Annotated in this window: 16 protein-coding genes; 8 read left to right on the forward strand and 8 right to left on the reverse strand. The window is 37.5% G+C overall.

The genetic code is table 11. From position 1 onward, the window contains the following. Positions 1-61: 61 nt before the first annotated feature. From NDQ75_RS08705 to NDQ75_RS08725, 5 genes are all read left to right on the forward strand, one after another. A complete protein-coding gene (locus tag NDQ75_RS08705) occupies positions 62-1,009 on the forward strand; it encodes a FecR family protein (protein WP_202027087.1) in 948 nt (315 codons plus the stop codon). 131 nt (positions 1,010-1,140) lie between these two features. Continuing rightward, positions 1,141-4,623: a SusC/RagA family TonB-linked outer membrane protein gene (locus NDQ75_RS08710; protein WP_202027088.1), complete on the forward strand. Its 3,483-nt coding sequence runs from the start codon at positions 1,141-1,143 to the stop codon at positions 4,621-4,623. 5 nt (positions 4,624-4,628) lie between these two features. Beyond that, on the forward strand, positions 4,629-6,062 hold the full coding sequence (locus tag NDQ75_RS08715) for a SusD/RagB family nutrient-binding outer membrane lipoprotein (protein ID WP_202027089.1): 1,434 nt from the start codon (positions 4,629-4,631) through the stop codon (positions 6,060-6,062). 18 nt (positions 6,063-6,080) lie between these two features. Continuing rightward, positions 6,081-7,658 (forward strand): calcineurin-like phosphoesterase C-terminal domain-containing protein, encoded by a 1,578-nt coding sequence (locus tag NDQ75_RS08720; protein ID WP_202027090.1) that lies wholly within the window; start codon positions 6,081-6,083, stop codon positions 7,656-7,658. Between the two features lie 108 nt (positions 7,659-7,766). After that, positions 7,767-8,339 (forward strand): RNA polymerase sigma-70 factor, encoded by a 573-nt coding sequence (locus tag NDQ75_RS08725; RefSeq protein ID WP_202027091.1) that lies wholly within the window; start codon positions 7,767-7,769, stop codon positions 8,337-8,339. 64 nt (positions 8,340-8,403) lie between these two features. Here the strand turns inward: NDQ75_RS08725 and NDQ75_RS08730 are convergent, their stop codons facing one another. The 7 genes from NDQ75_RS08730 to NDQ75_RS08760 all read right to left on the reverse strand — a co-directional run bounded on the left by NDQ75_RS08730 (position 8,404) and on the right by NDQ75_RS08760 (position 11,697). Then, the gene (locus tag NDQ75_RS08730; protein ID WP_242513607.1) at positions 8,404-8,892 is read right to left on the reverse strand and encodes a Kazal-type serine protease inhibitor family protein; all 489 of its coding nucleotides are present in this window, start codon (positions 8,890-8,892) and stop codon (positions 8,404-8,406) included. Between the two features lie 10 nt (positions 8,893-8,902). Next, complete coding sequence (locus tag NDQ75_RS08735) at positions 8,903-9,289, reverse strand: VOC family protein (RefSeq protein WP_202027092.1); 387 nt, start codon at positions 9,287-9,289, stop codon at positions 8,903-8,905. Between the two features lie 140 nt (positions 9,290-9,429). Next, positions 9,430-9,843 carry an SRPBCC family protein gene (locus NDQ75_RS08740; RefSeq protein ID WP_202027093.1) on the reverse strand — a complete coding sequence of 138 codons (414 nt, stop codon included), beginning with the start codon at positions 9,841-9,843 and terminating at the stop codon, positions 9,430-9,432. 2 nt (positions 9,844-9,845) lie between these two features. After that, the gene (locus NDQ75_RS08745; RefSeq protein ID WP_202027094.1) at positions 9,846-10,271 is read right to left on the reverse strand and encodes a VOC family protein; all 426 of its coding nucleotides are present in this window, start codon (positions 10,269-10,271) and stop codon (positions 9,846-9,848) included. Between the two features lie 130 nt (positions 10,272-10,401). Beyond that, complete coding sequence (locus tag NDQ75_RS08750; RefSeq protein ID WP_202027095.1) at positions 10,402-10,776, reverse strand: DoxX family protein; 375 nt, start codon at positions 10,774-10,776, stop codon at positions 10,402-10,404. Positions 10,777-10,778: 2 nt separating this feature from the next. Further along, entirely contained in the window at positions 10,779-11,285 is a 507-nt protein-coding gene (locus tag NDQ75_RS08755; RefSeq protein ID WP_202027096.1) for an SRPBCC family protein, read from the reverse strand. A gap of 85 nt (positions 11,286-11,370) precedes the next feature. Beyond that, entirely contained in the window at positions 11,371-11,697 is a 327-nt protein-coding gene (locus NDQ75_RS08760; protein ID WP_202027097.1) for an ArsR/SmtB family transcription factor, read from the reverse strand. Positions 11,698-12,038: 341 nt separating this feature from the next. Between NDQ75_RS08760 and NDQ75_RS08765 the strand changes: the two genes are divergently transcribed. Then, on the forward strand, positions 12,039-13,661 hold the full coding sequence (locus tag NDQ75_RS08765; protein WP_242513608.1) for a sulfatase: 1,623 nt from the start codon (positions 12,039-12,041) through the stop codon (positions 13,659-13,661). Between the two features lie 15 nt (positions 13,662-13,676). On the opposite strand, the gene NDQ75_RS08770 is transcribed toward NDQ75_RS08765, so the two are convergent. Then, positions 13,677-14,579 carry a hypothetical protein gene (locus tag NDQ75_RS08770; protein WP_202027098.1) on the reverse strand — a complete coding sequence of 301 codons (903 nt, stop codon included), beginning with the start codon at positions 14,577-14,579 and terminating at the stop codon, positions 13,677-13,679. A 372-nt stretch (positions 14,580-14,951) separates the two neighbouring features. On the opposite strand from NDQ75_RS08770, the gene NDQ75_RS08775 reads away from it, so the two are divergent. Further along, positions 14,952-16,343 carry a glycoside hydrolase family 140 protein gene (locus NDQ75_RS08775; RefSeq protein WP_202027099.1) on the forward strand — a complete coding sequence of 464 codons (1,392 nt, stop codon included), beginning with the start codon at positions 14,952-14,954 and terminating at the stop codon, positions 16,341-16,343. Further along, complete coding sequence (locus NDQ75_RS08780) at positions 16,340-17,203, forward strand: AraC family transcriptional regulator (RefSeq protein ID WP_202027100.1); 864 nt, start codon at positions 16,340-16,342, stop codon at positions 17,201-17,203. The genes NDQ75_RS08775 and NDQ75_RS08780 overlap by 4 nt, the downstream gene beginning before the upstream one ends. Positions 17,204-17,235 lie beyond the last annotated feature (32 nt).

Below are 17,235 nucleotides of genomic sequence, written 5' to 3' on the forward strand. Positions count from 1 at the left end.
TTACTACGTGTACTTCCACTTTATGGGTATTTGTAATTGAACACCCAATAATTTGGACGGTATGGATGAAAAAACATTCAAAGAAATTTTAGAAAGATATCAAAAGGGAACGGCAACTAAAAAGGAGCTAAAACTGCTTGAAGATTTTGAAAGCCATTTTTCGGATAGAATGGAAAAGGAGCAGCCATTTACTTCTCAATTACATAAAAGGCAAGTGCGCAATGAGGTCTTCAGAAAAATAAAGAAAGAAATTCAACCTACTTCCCCAACAATTAGTTGGTACAAAATAGTGGCCGGTTTGGCTTTGTTAATTGGTTTGGGTGCTTCCTATTATTTCATCACTAAAAACACTTACAAAGTTAATTATATAGCGGTTTCCACTTCAGCAAACCAAACCAAAATACTAACCTTAAGTGATAGCAGTGTGGTTACCCTAAACGAGAATAGTGCATTGGAATTTCCTAATGTTTTTTCCGAAGAAGAAAGGAAGGTTAAGCTTACCGGGGAAGCTTACTTTAAAATAAAGAAGGATAAAAATAGCCCCTTTATTGTAGAAGCCAATGGAATAAAAACTACGGTACTGGGTACGCAATTCAACATCGATGCAAGTACCCATAAAGTAAATGTTGCTTTGGTAGAGGGTTCTGTAAAAGTAGAGGGGCTGGATGTAGATAAGAAATTGTTGCCAAACCAAAAAATAGAATTCGATTTAAAAAAGAAAAAAGTGCACTTACAAAACTTCAGTCCGAAAGAAGAACTATGGTGGCTTACCGGTGAATTTGTGTTTTCCAATACGCCACTGGAGGAGGTCGTGCAGATTTTAGGGAAAAAATTCAATAAAACAATAATACTAGACTCCAATAATACGGGGAAACTCTCCATTTCTGGAACCTTTAAGAGTAAAAACCTATCTGCAATTTTAAAAGCGGTTGCAGAAACACTGGAACTCGATTTTAAAAGAGTAGACAACGAAATACTAATCTATAAACCTAAACCAAACAGCCAATGATAGAATACTAATAAAAATAAAAAAAGGAAGTGCGCCAACACCTCCTTATAAGGAAATAATCTAAGCAAATTTTAAAAAGGATCCGTTAATCACAAATCAAAAAAAGCAATTGATTAAACCGACATAAATATATGAAAAAAAATACAGCAAACTGTTATAAACTGCTCATGCGCTTATCCACTTTTTACATTGTTATTACGCTGGGGTTGCATAGTCTTTTTGCCACAGAAATGAAAGGCCAAGCCTTGAGGGAAACCGAAATTGTTCTGGATAAAACAAGCTACGAATTAGAAGAACTATTTCGGGTAATTGAGAAGGAAACAGCCTATAGGTTTATAGTTTCTAAGGATAAGCTCAACTTAGGAGCATCCGTAACCGTTTTGGATACCAAAACAAACCTCCTCAACCTACTGGAACAACTTTCTAAAGAAGAAAAGTTGCGCTTTTACAGAGTAAATGACCTTATTAGCGTTTCTAGAATAAAGAAATATCCTATAAAAAAGCAAATACAGGTCTTCGAACAAATAACCATAAAGGGACAAGTAGTAGATAGCGAAGGAGTGCCATTGCCAGGAGCTACCGTACAGGTAAACGATGGCGCTGGTGTAGTAACCGATTTCAACGGTGATTTTAGTGTGCAAGGTAAAAAAGGAGATTTGCTAACCATTACTTACATAGGATTTTTGCAACAAACCGTTACTGTTGATGATAGAAATTTCTACGAAATAACCTTGACACAAGATGTATCTGAGTTGGATGAAGTAGTGGTAACCGCCCTTGGTATAAAACGGGAAGAAAAGAAATTAGGGTTCTCCCAAGAAACCGTAAAATCCGAACAGCTATCGCAAGCCATTCCCGTTAATTGGTCTTCCGGATTAAAGGGAAAAGTGGCAGGTTTGAACATTGTTTCATCTGGCTCAGGGCCTATCAATTCGCAGCAAATCATTCTTCGTGGAAATAGTTCTTTTGATTTGAATGGAAATTATGCTCTGGTTGTTGTGGATGGTGTACCGGTAAATACCGAAATGACAACATCCGGTTCCAGTTCTTCCTATTTAGGAGAAGGCTCCCCGATTGATTATGGAAATGCTATATCTGACCTTAATTTAGATGATATAGAAAGTGTATCCGTTTTAAAAGGACCTGGTGCAGCGGCACTTTATGGAAGCAGGGCGGCCAACGGGGTGTTAATGATTACCACCAAGTCTGGTAAAAACAGCACCGGTTTGGGTATTACCCTAAACACCAGTACTGCTTTTGATGTAATACAGCGCTGGCCTGATTGGCAGCATAAATACGGACAGGGAACTGGGAAATATTTTGATGACGAAGGAAATCCTTATTATTCCTACGGGAGATCGGAGGATGGCGGGAATACAGGATCTACCAGTAGCGCTTGGGGACCAGAATTTAACGGCCAGAATTATTACCAATATGATCCAACCCTTGAAGGTCAAGGAACTGAACGTACTTTATGGAGACCATATGAGGATAACCGAAAAGATTTTTGGAGAACTGGTATTACTACAATAAATGATATTTCCATACAAGGTGGAGGTGAAAAAGGTTCCATGAGAGCTTCTATTGGGCATACCAAAAACGAATGGGTAATGCCGAATACAGGGTTTGAACGACTGGCAGCATCTGTTAATTCCAACTATAAAATCTCAGATAAAATTGATTTGGGAGCGGTAATTAACTATACCAATAGAACGAGTGATAATTTACCCAGTACGGGGTACAACAATGGGTCAATCGCTTATTTTATGATTTTCCAAAACCCGAATGTAGATTTGGATTGGCTGCGTCCCATCTGGCAACAAGGGCAAGAAGATATTGCACAAATTCAACCCTTTAGTTCGTACATCGATAATCCGTACTTAATCGCTTACGAGTCGTTAAACACTTTGGAAAGCAACCAAATAGTGGGGAATATAAATACCAACATTCATTTTAGTAAGTCCCTTAATTTATTACTGCGTACTTCTTTAAATACCTATCATCAAGATCGAGAGCAAAAACGACCTTACAGTGTAAATAGATATGGAGAGGGGTATTACGGTACACAGGACATTTTTAAGCAAGAAATAAATAATGATTTCCTTTTAACGTATACCAAGAAATTTTCGAAGAATTTTGATGTAAAAGCATCTGTAGGTGGAAACAATCGGGTTGTAAAACGCCGCAGTACAAATGCTTCAGTAACAGGTTTGGTAGTGCCTGGAGTATACAAATTGGCAAACGGTAAAAACACCCCATCCATATCTACTTCCGATAGTAATAAGGAAGTGAACAGTTTGTATGGCTTGGCTACGTTTTCCTTTAAAGATCAAATTTTTGTGGATGTTACGGGTCGTAACGACTGGTCTAGCACCTTGCCAAAAGACAATTGGTCTTTTTTCTACCCTTCAGTAAATACCAGTATCATACTTTCTGACATGTTTAACTGGGAAAGTAAAACGTTGAATTTTTTAAAGTACCGTTTTTCTTATGCTGAAGTGGGGAACGATACAGATCCTTACCAAACAAGTAAATATTACAATAACAGCGATTTTTCGGCTTCGGCCACAGTGCCTTCAACCTTATACAATGCCAATTTAAAGCCAGAGATTTCAAAAAGTTTTGAAACAGGTATAGAAGCCCGTATGTTTGACGGAAGGGTAAACCTAGATGCTACTGTATATGAAATTACAACAGATAACCAGGTAATTCAGCTTGCCCTCGACAGAAACACAGGGTACAGTTCTGTATTTGTGAACTCTGGCGCTGTAAGAAACAGGGGTATAGAATTAACGTTGGATACCAAGATTTTCAATTCTAAAAAGTTTCAGTGGAATTCAACACTTACTTGGTCTAAAAACGAAGGACGGGTTTTCGATCTTCCCGATGAAGTAGATAACGAATTCAGAATAGATGAAGGAGGGAATGCATATATGATTGCAAAAGTAGGTGGTTCGCCAACAGCTATTTATGGATACGGTTTTGTACGTTCTCCCGATGGAGAAATTGTGTATGATGATGCCGGTTTGCCTGCTTATCCAGAATCTGGGGATTTTCAATACATTGGTGATGCTTTACCCGACTGGAGAGCTGGTTGGTACAACCAGTTTAAGTTTGGGAATTTTACAGCAGGTTTCACCTTCGATGGTCAATACGGAGGGATAATTTACTCCCAAACACACCATAAATTAACTCAACAAGGAAAATTAACATCCACTTACTACGGAAGGGATACCGGATTTATAGTGGGTGACGGGGTTGTGGATAATGGCGACGGAACTTATTCGCCAAATACCACCGAGGTAGTTACTCCCGATTGGTACAACCGCTATTACAGACGTGCCAATGTAGAATCTAATTCCTTTGATGCTTCTTACATAAAATTAAGAGAAGTAAGGCTCCAGTATTCATTGCCGAGAGTATGGCTTCAGGATATGTTCCTGCAAGGGGTAGACCTTTCTATCTACGGAAGTAACCTTTTAACCATATCCGATTTTCCTATTTATGATCCAGAAACAGCAGCCTTAAATGGCAACAGAATTATGCCGGGTGTAGAAATGGGTCAAATGCCATCACCGGCTACTTATGGATTTAATGTAAAACTTAAATTGTAACAACTATGAAAAAGATAATTTCATTATTTGGTATGGCAGCAATTATATTGATTACTGGCTGTACCAATAATTTCGATGAAGTAAATGAAGATCCAAACAGGATTGCAGAAATTAGTCCAGCTACCCTTTTAAATCCTATTATTTATGGGTTGGCTTCACACAATGCAGGGCGTAGCGATGCCATTACCTTTAATTTAATGCAGGTGTCCCTTCCGTTTCCAAGTATTTCCGGCGGGCTACATCGGTATGATGTAAGTCTCGGTATTGGGAATTCTTCATGGGACAATTATTACCGATGGTTGCAAAATGTAAAGGAAATGCGTTTGGCAGCAGAAGCAAGGGAAGATAAAAATTATACAGCCATTGCGCTAACACTAAATGCTTGGGTCTATTCAAATTTAACAGATTTATACGGCCCAATACCTATGGAAGAGGCCGTTAGTGCTGAAGAGGGTATATTAAATCCAAAATTTGACAGCCAAGAAATGGTTTACCAAACCATTTTGGAAGATCTTAAAAAGGCAAATGAGCTGTACAATTTGGATGAAGCCATGGTGTATGAGCCGGATATTCTATTTGGAAATGATGTAGCTAGATGGCAAAAGTTCACCAATTCCTTACGCATGCGTTTGCTTTTGAGAATATCCAACAGAGCAGAAACGGACGCCTATAACCGATTAAAAAATATTGTTGATAATCCATCACTAAACCCTGTGTTTGAAAGTACAGAAGAAAGTGCCATTTTACAAGTTACCGGTGAAACCCCTAACGTCTCCCCATGGAGTAGACCACAAGACTTTAGGTTAAGTACAAAATTGGCCTCATTTTTTATAGACAATTTGAATGCTTGGGAAGATCCTAGAAGACCTTACATTGCTACAGAGGCAGATATTGAAGGAGAAGATATTGGTTACAAAGGTATTCCCAGCGCTTACGCAGGCAACGATTCCCAATTTGAATACAATGCTTCGACCTTCAATATAGAACAGGTAGAAAACCCAATGAAAATCTACTTGCTAACCTATTCTGAAGTAGCTTTCATTAAGGCAGAGCTCGCTCAAAAGGGATATTTACAAAATGCAGAGATGCACTATCAAAATGGTATTAAGGCTGCTATGGACCAATGGGAAATAGAACTGCCGGCTACTTATTTTGATAATCCTTTGGTAGCTTACAACGGTTCTTTGGAGCAAATTATGTTACAAAAGTATTATGCACTGTATTTTGTAGATTACCAACAGTGGTTTGAGTATAGGCGAACTGGATTACCAGAATTACCTACTACGGAAGCGATGTTTAACAATGCAAAAATGCCTTCCAGATTATACTATCCAAGTGATTTGGCCATAGGAAATCCTTCAGGGTATGAACAAGGAGTAGAAATGCTCGGCGGACAAGATGATATTAATACCAAAGTTTGGTGGGATACAGTAGATTGATATTGAAAAAATTAGAAAATGAATAAAGTTATTACAGCTGTAGCATTGATAGTATCTATCAATGCTATGGCTCAAAATGAAGTGAAAGGAATCGTTTTTAACGATCTTAATAACAACGGTAAAAAGGACCGAAAAGAAAATGGAATAGCGGGCGTATCCGTTACCAATGGAGTGGAAGTAGTGCTTACTGATAAAGAGGGCAAGTATGAACTCCCGCTTGATTCGGATGCCATTATTTCTGTGATAAAACCATCTGGCTACAAGATTATCACCAACGATGATAATTTAGCGCAGTTCTTTTACATTCATAAACCCAAAGGCTCTCCTGCATCTGAGTTCAAAGGGGTGAGCCCAACTGGAAAGTTACCAAAATCATTGAACTTTGGTTTGATTAAAACAGCCGAAACAGATGATTTTACAGCACTTGTGTTCGGAGATCCGCAACCTTACACCATAGAAGAAGTAGACTTTTTCGCTAAAGGAATTGTAGATGAACTAATAGGCGTTAAAGATATTGCTTTCGGATTGAGTATGGGGGATCTCGTTGGTAACGACTTATCACTTTTTAATCCGTATATAAAGGCGGTGCAAAAAATTGGTGTTCCGTGGTATAATCTATTGGGAAACCACGATTTAAATTTCGACGCCACCTCTGATAAGTTAGCCGATGAAACCTATGAAGCTCATTTCGGACCGTCCAATTATGCTTTTAACCATGGAAAAGTACATTTTATAGTTTTAGATGATGTTCTTTATCCCGATCCAAGGGATAGCAAAGGGTATTGGGGAGGCTTTACGGAAGATCAGCTAACATTTGTAAAAAACGATTTGAAGTTTGTGCCCAAAGACCATTTAATAGTATTGGCATTTCATATTCCAATAAGTGAACCAGATGGCGATTCTTTTGAAGATGAAAGCAGAAACAAGCTTTTCAATCTGTTAAGGGAATATCCAAATACGCTTTCCTTATCAGCCCATACACATATCCAAAGGCAAGATTTCTTATCAAAGGAAGATGGTTGGCAGCAAGAAAAGCCACATCACCATTATAATGTGGGAACTACTTCCGGCGATTGGTATTCTGGAAAATTGGATGATAAAGGAATACCAACTTCCACCATGCGCGATGGTACTCCCAAAGGGTATGCATTTATTCATTTTAAAGGAAATACCTACAATGTAAAATATAAAGTGGCGGGGAAAAGTGAAGATTACCAAATGGAAGTATTTGCACCAAAAGTGGTAGAAAAAGACAAGCGTACCAAGGCAGGAATTTATGTTAATTTCTTCATAGGTAGCGAGAAGGATACTTTGGAATACCGCATTGATGGCGGGGAATGGAAAAAAATGCATTATGTGGAAGATTACGACCCCTCTTATGCATCCATGGTATACCAATGGGACTTATCGGAAGAACTTATTTCTGGAAGACGTTCTTCCAACCCAATAGATTGCAAACATTTGTGGCGAGGAAGAGTAGATACAAGTTTGGGAATTGGCACCCATGAGGTGGAAATTAAAGCAACAGATATGTATGATAATGTATATACTGAAAAGACAAGTTACACCATCGCGGTTCCTTCAGTAAAAAAATAATTGATTTTTGTTTTCAAAATAGTTTGATTGATGCAGTGGCCCGGTAATTTGTATCGGGACATTGCTTTTTTAATAAAATTATGTTAGCATTGATTTTACTTTTATTTAATGCGCATGGATTACTTTGGTGGTATGGGGCAAGAAGAAAAAAGTATAGTTTTTTCATTAACGAAACGTATCAAAGAAAACGACGAGAAAGCGTTTCAAGATTTATTTAATTTATTCTGGGAACCCATGTTTAAAATAGCCATGGGTATCCTGCAAGATGAAGATATAGCAAAAGATACACTTCAAGAAGTTTGGGTAGATTTTTGGCAACGAAGGATGAAGATTTCCAATTCTAATATAAAAGCGTATTTGAAGCAAGCGATAAGATATAAGGCTTTCAATGAGTTAAGAAACCGCCCCCTCAATGATGTTCAGGCAGCGTTTATAGAGAATTTGGAAAACAATTACCAAACCGATGATTTGTTGATTTTGGAGGAAACTCAAAATAATATTTCCGCTGCAATGGAAAACCTACCTAAACGCTCACGTGAGATTTTTTTAATGAGCAGGGAAGAAAATTTAAGCAACACCGAAATTGCCAATCAACTGCACATTTCCAAAAGAACGGTTGAAACCCATATTTCTATAGCCCTTAAAAGCTTTCGAATGAAGCTTTCCTCTTTTTTGTGGTGAAAAGTATTTACAAAAAAAGTTTTCATTCACATTAAAAGTTTATCAATAAAGAAAAAGTCTTAAATCAATTACCATTACAAGCGCCTTTGCTCCATGAAACAACTCCACTACGCCTGGCTTGGCAAGGGTTGCTGTAGTTTGTACCGTTGCAACCGCAAACAGGATTGTATTCCATGGTACAAGGACCCTCACTCACTTTGGCGGGATCCACACAACCATTTAGTTTACCGGCAGAGCAGGAAAGAAATGCCAATAGCAATATTGGCATTCCTAAAAAGCAACAGGCCTTTAGCCATATTTTTCTATGAGATATTTTGGTGTTTCGGCTAGGTGTAGCATCTGGTAGTACTTCTATGGTAAGGTTATGTTGTTTGAGTATCTCTATTACTTGGGCAGGATCAAAAACCTTGTTGGGACTTTCCACTCGTAAAATTCGGTCGCAATCTTCTAAATCAAAATCAATAATGCACCCAGGAAACGCTTTTTTTAGTTGTTGCTCTATAAAAAGGGCATCTTTCTCTAAGTTGATGTTGGTTTTAAATACTTCAATCATAACCAGGTAGTTAGCTGTTTTCTAAGACTGAAAGTATATTGCCTGCCGGGTCTTTAAACCAAGCAATGTTGGGGCCGGCATTAAACGAAATCCCTCTGTAGATACCTTTACTATCGGTTTTAGGTTCTTTGTAATGTTCAAAAACAACTCCTTTTTCCAAAAGATCGTTCACGGTATTGTCTATGTTTATCACAGGAAAATTTAGTACCGTAAAAGTAGCGGGTTGGTGGTTGGACTTTGGATATATGGTTACAGTATTGCCTCCCTGTAAATGAAGAGTTAAAGTTCCCATTTCCCCGTTATCTACTGGCAACCCTAAAATATCCTTATAGAACTTTTTAGCCTTTGGTATGTCATCTGTAGAAAAACTACTGAATGCATTTGATTTGTGTAACATAATGACGTTTTAAGTGGTTTGTTTATTTAGTATTTAGTTGTGAGTAATGAGTAGTGAGTAAAAATACTTCCCGTACTTTTTCTCATTTCCTCTTTCACTTCTTACCTTCTTCCTTAGAAAGTTCGTACAAAAAAGGAGGCTTACCCTTCTGTATAAAGCTTAAAGTTATTGATAATCGCCTGCCAACCGTCCCGTTGCATTTCGATAGGGTTTTGACTATCGGCCTCAAAAGTTGTTGTAATCTTGGTTTTATCATCTATTTCTTCAAAAATGGTAATTACTTGACGCCCATCAAGGAGGGTGTAGGAAATCTTTTCGTAAGGGGTGATTTCATTGTAGATTCCTTCAAAATCAAAACCAAAGCTACCATCTTTTGCTTCCATTCTCGATGTAAGTTTGCCGCCAACTTTCAAATCGTTTTCTGCTTTAGGGCAGTGCCAATCTGGGGAAGCAAAATTCCATTGCATAATGTGTTCTGGGGTGTTCCAATGATCCCATACCTTTACAGGGGAAGCATTTACGGTAGTAGTGATAGAAATATTTTTTGTTTCCATAGTTACTTAAAGTTTTCATTATAATTAACCATCCAACCGATACCGAATTTGTCGATAAAACTTCCAAAATAATCACCCCAAAATTGATCTTCCATAGGCATTTCAACAGAACCTCCTTTGGAAAGACCCTTAAATAATCTATCGGCTTCTTCACGACTTTCGGGATGAAGTGAGATATAATTGGTATTGCCCTTTACCAATGTATGCCCCATGGAGGGGATAATATCGGAAGCCATTAAAACAGTGTCTTTGCCTATGTTGAGGGATATGTGCATGGTTCTATTTCGCTCTTCCTCTGGAATATCGTTGCTCCCAGGCATGTCGTTCATTTTCATATTGGCGGTAAATTCTCCACCAAAAACCGATTGGTAAAAGCGGAATGCTTCTTCGGCATCGCCATCAAAATTTAAATACGGATTTACTTTCATCTGTTTAATTTTATTGGTTAAATAATTCTTTAATAAGGGTGTTTTTTTTTCTTTTTCGCCTGTAAATGAGTTTGTAGATTATTTGTAGGAAACTCTCAATAGGCTCAATTTATTGTATAACAAACTGTTTTTATGCATGTTGGCTTATTTTCAGGTTGTAGATGTAGGAAATGGCAAGGATGATACCCACTACAACGGGCATAACCATATACCCAACATTTTGGTCTACCGCCGCATGGCTAATAAAAGCAAAAAGCAAGTTGAAAGTTAATCCTGCATAGGCCCATTCTTTAATTTTAGGATGCAGCTTGGGAATCATAATCGCCGTTGCTCCCAGTATTTTGCAAAGTATTAATGTGTACGCAAAATAATCTGGGTATCCTAAAGGTTTTGTGCCGGCGGTAGCATACTCTGGCGCAAACAGTAAAGTACCTAAGGGCATTATGCCTTCAAATATTAATATAACAGTGGTTGCAATCCAAAAAATGATTCTGTGTTTTTTCATGATTAGTTGTTTTGTAATAAGGATAAAAGTTCTTCTAGCTTTTCCAAAGTAGATTCCAAACCTTCTTTCATCCCCATATTTATTACTACCTCCAAATCTTCCAAAGATTTATAGGTTACCAGTGTTTCTACCATAGAGTTTTCATTAAGGTCAAAAAAATCAACCTCCCAAGTAGCACTTGGCAGTTCGGTGTTAAGTACTCCATTATCGTCGCAGAATCCATCGAGAGCCGTATAATGATCAATAGGATTTATTTTTATATAATCCATTCTGCCCCAATATTCAGGCCCTTCAGGATCTATCATGGCATACACCCAATGACCTCCCTCTTTAAAATCCATAGATTTGGTTTTGGTGGCAAAGGGTTTAGGCGCAAACCATTGGTCCAGTAATTCACTTTTGGTGTAGCAGTCCCACACCAATTGGCGGGTTGCATTAAACTCACGTTTTACAGTAATGGTGTTTTTCTCTTTGTCGACAATAAAGTCAAATTTCACATTGGGTTTCATATGTTATTATTTATTTTGGTTTTATTGGTAATACACAATGGCCTATTTACCGTATCTTCGAATTTGAAAAAGGTTACTAAGCATTTTATGGGTTGTTTTTATTAAATTTTGACAACAAATCATCCAATTGGTTAAAACGACTTTCCCACATTTCCCTAAATTGATTCAGCCATTTATCTATTTCTTTCATCTTTTCAACCTTAATCTCATAATGAACTTCCCTTCCTTGTTGGTTGGAGGTTATTAGCTCACATTCGCTCAACACTTGTAGATGTTTGGAAATGGTGGGTCTTGCCGTATCAAAATTCTTAGCTATTGCACCAGCCGTCATAGATTGGGAGGCAAGCAGTACCAAAATAGCCCTTCTTGTTGGGTCTGCAATTGCTTGAAATGGATCTCTTCTTAGTTTCATAAATCTAAAATTTGTAAAATGAAGTCATTTGACTACAAATATATATGTAGTTAAATAACTACACAAATATTTTTTTACTTTTTTTTAAGCAATTGTTTGATAGTGAATCTATTCAGGTAACTTTAGAATCCATTTTATTCTTTGTTTCGATACCCTTGCATAAAAAAGGTTTGTACGGAATAACTAAGAAAAGCAGTTTGAAAACGATGAATTAGGGCGTGGAACAACAAAATGAAATGTTTTCCCAGTTTTGTAATTTATCGCAAGATGTGATGAATTCAATTAAATGTTTATTTTACTTTTAATTTATTTTTATGATATTGCATGCAAATATGAGAGCGATGACAAAATCTAAAAACAGCCTATTTTATTTACTAAAAAAAGTAAATTTCTTTTGCATAGTAAGCATGCTTATAATTGGATGCAAAAGTGAAGTTTCAAAAGAAATAAAAGAGGAAAAGGTAAAACCAAATATCGTTTTTATTCTAGCAGATGATTTGGGAGCCCATGATTTGAGCATTTCCGGAAGCAATTATTACGAAACACCCAATATCGATAAAATAGCGAAGGAAGGAACTATTTTCACGCAGGGTTATGCAGGGAGTAGAGTTTGTAGTCCATCCAGGGCTACCATTATGTTGGGGAAATCGCCTGCGCGACACGGAATTACAGATTGGATTGGAGCGGCTTCCGGCGAGAATTGGAGAAAACATAAACGCAATGATAAACTGCTACCGCCCGAATATGTTCACGCCCTTCCGGCAGCGGATACCACTTTGGCGGAAGCTTTAAAGGCTGGAGGTTATTCAACTTTTTTTGCTGGAAAATGGCATTTAGGCGAAGAACCTAGTAATCCAGAAAACAGCGGCTTCGATATAAACAAAGGCGGATGGGATGTAGGTAGTCCCAAAGGAGGTTATTTTTCACCTTGGAAGAACCCCAAACTACCCAATGAAGAACCCGGCGAGAACTTGTCCATGCGTTTGGCGAAAGAAACAAATAAGTTTATAGAGAGTAACAAAAGCAAACCATTCTTTGCCATGCTTTCTTTTTATGCAGTGCACAGTCCTATTCAAACATCGGAAGAAAAGTGGAAAAAATATAGAGAAAAAGCAGTAGCACAGGGAATTAAGGAATCTGGATTTGAAATGGAGCGTGTATTGCCCATTAGAACACAGCAGGACAATCCTGTGTATGCCGGACTTGTAGAACAAATGGATGATGCCGTAGGCGCTGTTCTAGATAAGTTGAAAGAATTGGGAATAGAAGACAACACTATTATTGTGTTTACATCTGATAATGGGGGAGTGGCTTCGGGAGATGCCTTTTCTACGTCCAACCTTCCACTTCGTGGTGGTAAAGGTTACCAGTGGGAAGGCGGTATCCGTGAACCGTATTTTATAAAAGTACCATTCATAGAAAATGCCCCGAAGGAAATTGGCACCCCAGTAACCGCAGCAGATTTTTTCCCAACCCTAATCGATTTTGCAGGATTGAATCCTATGCCGAACCAAACAAAAGACGGAGTGAGCTTAAAACCGCTTTTTGAAAATGGCAAAATCTCAGAGAGACCTTTGTTTTGGCACTATCCCCACTATGGTAACCAGGGAGGGGAACCTTCCTCAATCATTCGAAAAGGGAATTTTAAGTTGATTCATTATTACGAAGATGGTAGGAATGAACTCTACGATCTCTCGGAAGATCCTAACGAACAGAATGATATTTCAGCAGAAGAAAAAGAGCGTGTTTCCTTACTGGAAAATGAATTAATGATGTATTTGAAGAGCACAAATGCCAAAATACCGACTAAAGACCCAAAATACGATCCGGAATTGGCAAAAGAAATCCATAAGAATAGGGTAGAGGTTCTTATGCCAAGGTTAGAAAAAGAGCGAAAAGAGATGTTGTCCAAAGACTATCAACCCAATGAAACATGGTGGGATAGCAAAATAACGAAGGATTAAATCTCAATAAACGGTCTAAATCCCCTTCTGTGTTGCACTTTCAATGAGGTGCTCCAACAAGTACTGTAATGGTTTTTGCCAGTTTGCATCCATATTGCCAGAAGTATCAAGGTTATGAGGAGACATGGCACTAAACTCTATTCCATGGTTTTCGCTGTCCTTTCTTTCAACATCGTAAAGTTGAATGAATATCTCCGTTTCCTTGGCATTGGAAGTTTTGTTAGGTGCTTTTTCTTCCGTACCGTAAAAATGATCTACTGAAGATTTTTGTTCTTTGTTAGATGCTACATTTTCATTCAATTCAGCAAATAGAATGTATTGTGTGCCGACTACTTTTTGTAAATCTTCAAAACTGGTTTCCTTTATTTGATAATGTTTTATATCTGCTGCAATAAGCGCATCAATAGTTCTAGGCAAAGGCAACACTTTAATCCCTAATTGAGATTGTTTATTGGTGATAAAATCGGTTGCATAAGCGGTAGATTTTGTTGATAGACTTTTAGAATATTCACCGGCTTGTTCGTAATAAAACGGAATAATAGCCACCGCATTTTGAATATAGTCCTTCTTTGGTGCAGCTTTGGGTTTTACGTTGGGCTTGGCTTTGACCGTCTCCCCAACAGCTTCTTCAGGGGAAAGTCCTATTTCTTCTCTTGGGTAGGGAGACTGTGTAGCAGTTTTGCTGGCATTTTTAAACTGTTGCGTTCTTCCACTGGCAAATACAATTTTTTCCAACTTATTTGTTTCCATATCGTATAAAGCAGTTTCGCCAGGATAGCTGTACGTAATTTTAGTGTCGGATACTTTAGTAACTTTTACCTGTAAAAGTTCTCCAGCAGTGGTAACCAAGACATCATTTTTCTGACTGAAGGCGGAAAGGCCCACAAACAAAAGGATAGTAATTAATAAATTTTTCATGATAGCAATTTTTAAAAATTAAGAATATGATATTGATTTTAATAGCCTTTTCGACTTATAAAACGGTTGAAAATATACTAGAATGTGGAGTGGGTTAGCTTCTATTAAAATTAAGAAAAAATTATATCATTTCATAGGTGTAAATAACTGATTATTAAATTTTTAACATTTTAAAATTTAAGTATGAAAGTTTTCGGAAACCTGACACTCTAAATTGTGTTTAAAGAGCATGCTTAAAAGTGGAGAAACACCTATTCATATAGTCAATATGACTTTTTATTGAATAGATTCTTTTGTTCACACTAAATGGAATAGTATATTTAACCAATGAATAACTCGAAAATGCGTCTAACTCAACCTAAAATATTACATATGAGGCTTAATACTTTACTATTACTTCTTCTATTTTCAATTTCCTTGAACTCACAAGAAAAACAATTACCCTTATTGCAGGTAAGCGAGAACAAGATGTATTTGGAAACCACGAATGGTGATCCATTTTTTTGGCTGGGTGACACGGCATGGGAACTTTTTCACAGACTGTCTAAGGAAGAAGCTATTCATTACTTAAACGATCGGCAGCAGAAAGGGTTTACTGTGGTTCAAGCTGTAATTTTAGCTGAACTTAATGGCCTCACCGAGCCCAATGCCAATGGCGACAAGCCATTAATCGGGCTTGATCCCACGAAAATCAATGAGCCTTATTTTGCTTATGTGGATGAAATTATAAAAGAAGCTGAAAAACGTGGTATCTACATCGCCTTACTACCAACCTGGGGAGATAAATTTAATTTAGCATGGGGAGAAGGACCTGAAATATTTACACCTGAAAATGCCGAAGTTTTTGGTGAGATCTTGGCAAAGCGCTACAAAGATCAAAACAATTTAATTTGGGTTTTAGGAGGCGATAGATGGCCTGAAGATGATGAGGATAGGGAAATTATTCAAGGTATGGCGGAAGGATTACTTCGTTTTGATAAAAACCATTTGATTACTTATCATCCAAATGGTGGTAAAAAAGCTCGAGATCTTTTCGAGAAGGATTGGATGGATTTTGACTTTTTTCAATCGGGACACGACCGAACCGCAAAGGATTATAAATTCGTAACAGAAAGCCTTCAGTTAGAACCCAAGAAGCCAGTAATCAATGGAGAACCTCGTTATGAGAACCATCCCGATAGATTTAAACCTGAAGTTTATGGTTGGATGGACGACTCTGATGTACGTACATCTGCCTATTGGACATTCTTGGCGGGGGGTGCTGGCTATACGTATGGTACACATGATATTTGGCAGATGTTTGCTCCCAACCGAGCGCCTATCAACAAGGTGAGATCGTATTGGAAGACAGCTTTACAACTTCCTGGTGCTACTCACTTAGGATATGTGAAAAAAGTCTTCAATTTCTTTCCGTGGCACGCATTGGAGCCTGATCAATCAATTATTTTGGATGAGAATCCAGAAGATGAAACGCATATACGCGCAGCAAAAAGTCTTAGTGAAAAGTTTGCATTGGTTTTTACTCCATTTGGAAAGGAGATCGCCATTGATGTTGAAAAGATAAATCCCATCTTTAAAGCCGAAAAGGTTGAAACCGCTTGGTTTAATACAAGGGATGGAAAGCTTTACGCTGCCAAAGAGTTTAAAGCTACTGAGGGAAAAATGACTTTTTCACCTTGGTCGGTGGGCCGTGGAAGTGATTTCCTGCTAATTATAACCACAAAATCCAAAATGGATGCGTTTAAGAAGTATTTAGAAAAATGAAACCCATACTGGAAAAAGTAAGGAATACTCCGGTAACTTCTTTTACCGTTTTTGAGTTTAAAGATTCTGTATTTGATGCTCCATGGCATTTTCATCCAGAATTTGAACTTACTTATATTGTTTCCAGTAACGGGATGCGTTTTGTGGGGGATAATGTTTCAGAGTATGCTCCGAAGGATTTGGTGCTTATCGGAAGGAATGTGCCGCACTGTTGGAAAAACAGCAAGGATACCGATCAAATCGCGCATTCTATTGTAATTCAATGGAACGCCGATTTTTTTGGGGATGATTGGCTGGAGAAGAAGGAATTTTCAGCTATAAAAAAGATGTTATCCAAAGCCGAAAGAGGGTTTTCTTTTTCAGAAAAAGGCAAAGAAAAAACGATTCCTTTGATTACGGAAATGTTAACGCAAAACGATTTTGATCGGTTGCTAACGTTTTTAAAAGTCCTTCAGTATTTATCAAAAGATAGCCATGCGAAGGTATTAACCGGTGTCAATTATGTGCCAACCTTCAACGAAATGCAAAATGAAAGAATACAAACTATTCAAAATTTTATAGAGAAAAATTACAGGAGAACCATCAATTTACAGGAAGTTTCAGATAGTATTCATATGTCTAAGGAATCATTTTGTAGGTTTTTTAAAAATACTTTTCAAAAAACATTCATTTCTTATTTGAATGAATTTAGAATAAAAAAGGCTTGTAAGTTACTTATTGAAAGTGATGACCAAATTAAAGAGGTTGCCTATAAAACGGGTTTTGAAAGTCTATCATTTTTTTACCGAGAGTTTAAAAAGCACACGCAAACATCACCAGTTTCTTACAAAAAAAGATTTTTTAACAGTTATAAATTGTAATTGACAAAATTGTAGACTCTTGTGTTAATATA

The organism is Galbibacter mesophilus, from assembly GCF_023721415.1.
Taxonomy (GTDB): domain Bacteria; phylum Bacteroidota; class Bacteroidia; order Flavobacteriales; family Flavobacteriaceae; genus Galbibacter; species Galbibacter mesophilus.

Bases quoted from the DNA above. Each gene is read 5' to 3' on its own strand.
- NDQ75_RS08705 (WP_202027087.1), top strand. From the start codon at position 62: ATGGATGAAAAAACATTCAAAGAAATTTTAGAAAGATATCAAAAGGGA.
- NDQ75_RS08710 (WP_202027088.1), top strand. From the start codon at position 1,141: ATGAAAAAAAATACAGCAAACTGTTATAAACTGCTCATGCGCTTATCC.
- NDQ75_RS08715 (WP_202027089.1), top strand. From the start codon at position 4,629: ATGAAAAAGATAATTTCATTATTTGGTATGGCAGCAATTATATTGATT.
- NDQ75_RS08720 (WP_202027090.1), top strand. From the start codon at position 6,081: ATGAATAAAGTTATTACAGCTGTAGCATTGATAGTATCTATCAATGCT.
- NDQ75_RS08725 (WP_202027091.1), top strand. From the start codon at position 7,767: ATGCGCATGGATTACTTTGGTGGTATGGGGCAAGAAGAAAAAAGTATA.
- NDQ75_RS08730 (WP_242513607.1), bottom strand. From the start codon at position 8,892: ATGATTGAAGTATTTAAAACCAACATCAACTTAGAGAAAGATGCCCTT.
- NDQ75_RS08735 (WP_202027092.1), bottom strand. From the start codon at position 9,289: ATGTTACACAAATCAAATGCATTCAGTAGTTTTTCTACAGATGACATA.
- NDQ75_RS08740 (WP_202027093.1), bottom strand. From the start codon at position 9,843: ATGGAAACAAAAAATATTTCTATCACTACTACCGTAAATGCTTCCCCT.
- NDQ75_RS08745 (WP_202027094.1), bottom strand. From the start codon at position 10,271: ATGAAAGTAAATCCGTATTTAAATTTTGATGGCGATGCCGAAGAAGCA.
- NDQ75_RS08750 (WP_202027095.1), bottom strand. From the start codon at position 10,776: ATGAAAAAACACAGAATCATTTTTTGGATTGCAACCACTGTTATATTA.
- NDQ75_RS08755 (WP_202027096.1), bottom strand. From the start codon at position 11,285: ATGAAACCCAATGTGAAATTTGACTTTATTGTCGACAAAGAGAAAAAC.
- NDQ75_RS08760 (WP_202027097.1), bottom strand. From the start codon at position 11,697: ATGAAACTAAGAAGAGATCCATTTCAAGCAATTGCAGACCCAACAAGA.
- NDQ75_RS08765 (WP_242513608.1), top strand. From the start codon at position 12,039: ATGACAAAATCTAAAAACAGCCTATTTTATTTACTAAAAAAAGTAAAT.
- NDQ75_RS08770 (WP_202027098.1), bottom strand. From the start codon at position 14,579: ATGAAAAATTTATTAATTACTATCCTTTTGTTTGTGGGCCTTTCCGCC.
- NDQ75_RS08775 (WP_202027099.1), top strand. From the start codon at position 14,952: ATGAGGCTTAATACTTTACTATTACTTCTTCTATTTTCAATTTCCTTG.
- NDQ75_RS08780 (WP_202027100.1), top strand. From the start codon at position 16,340: ATGAAACCCATACTGGAAAAAGTAAGGAATACTCCGGTAACTTCTTTT.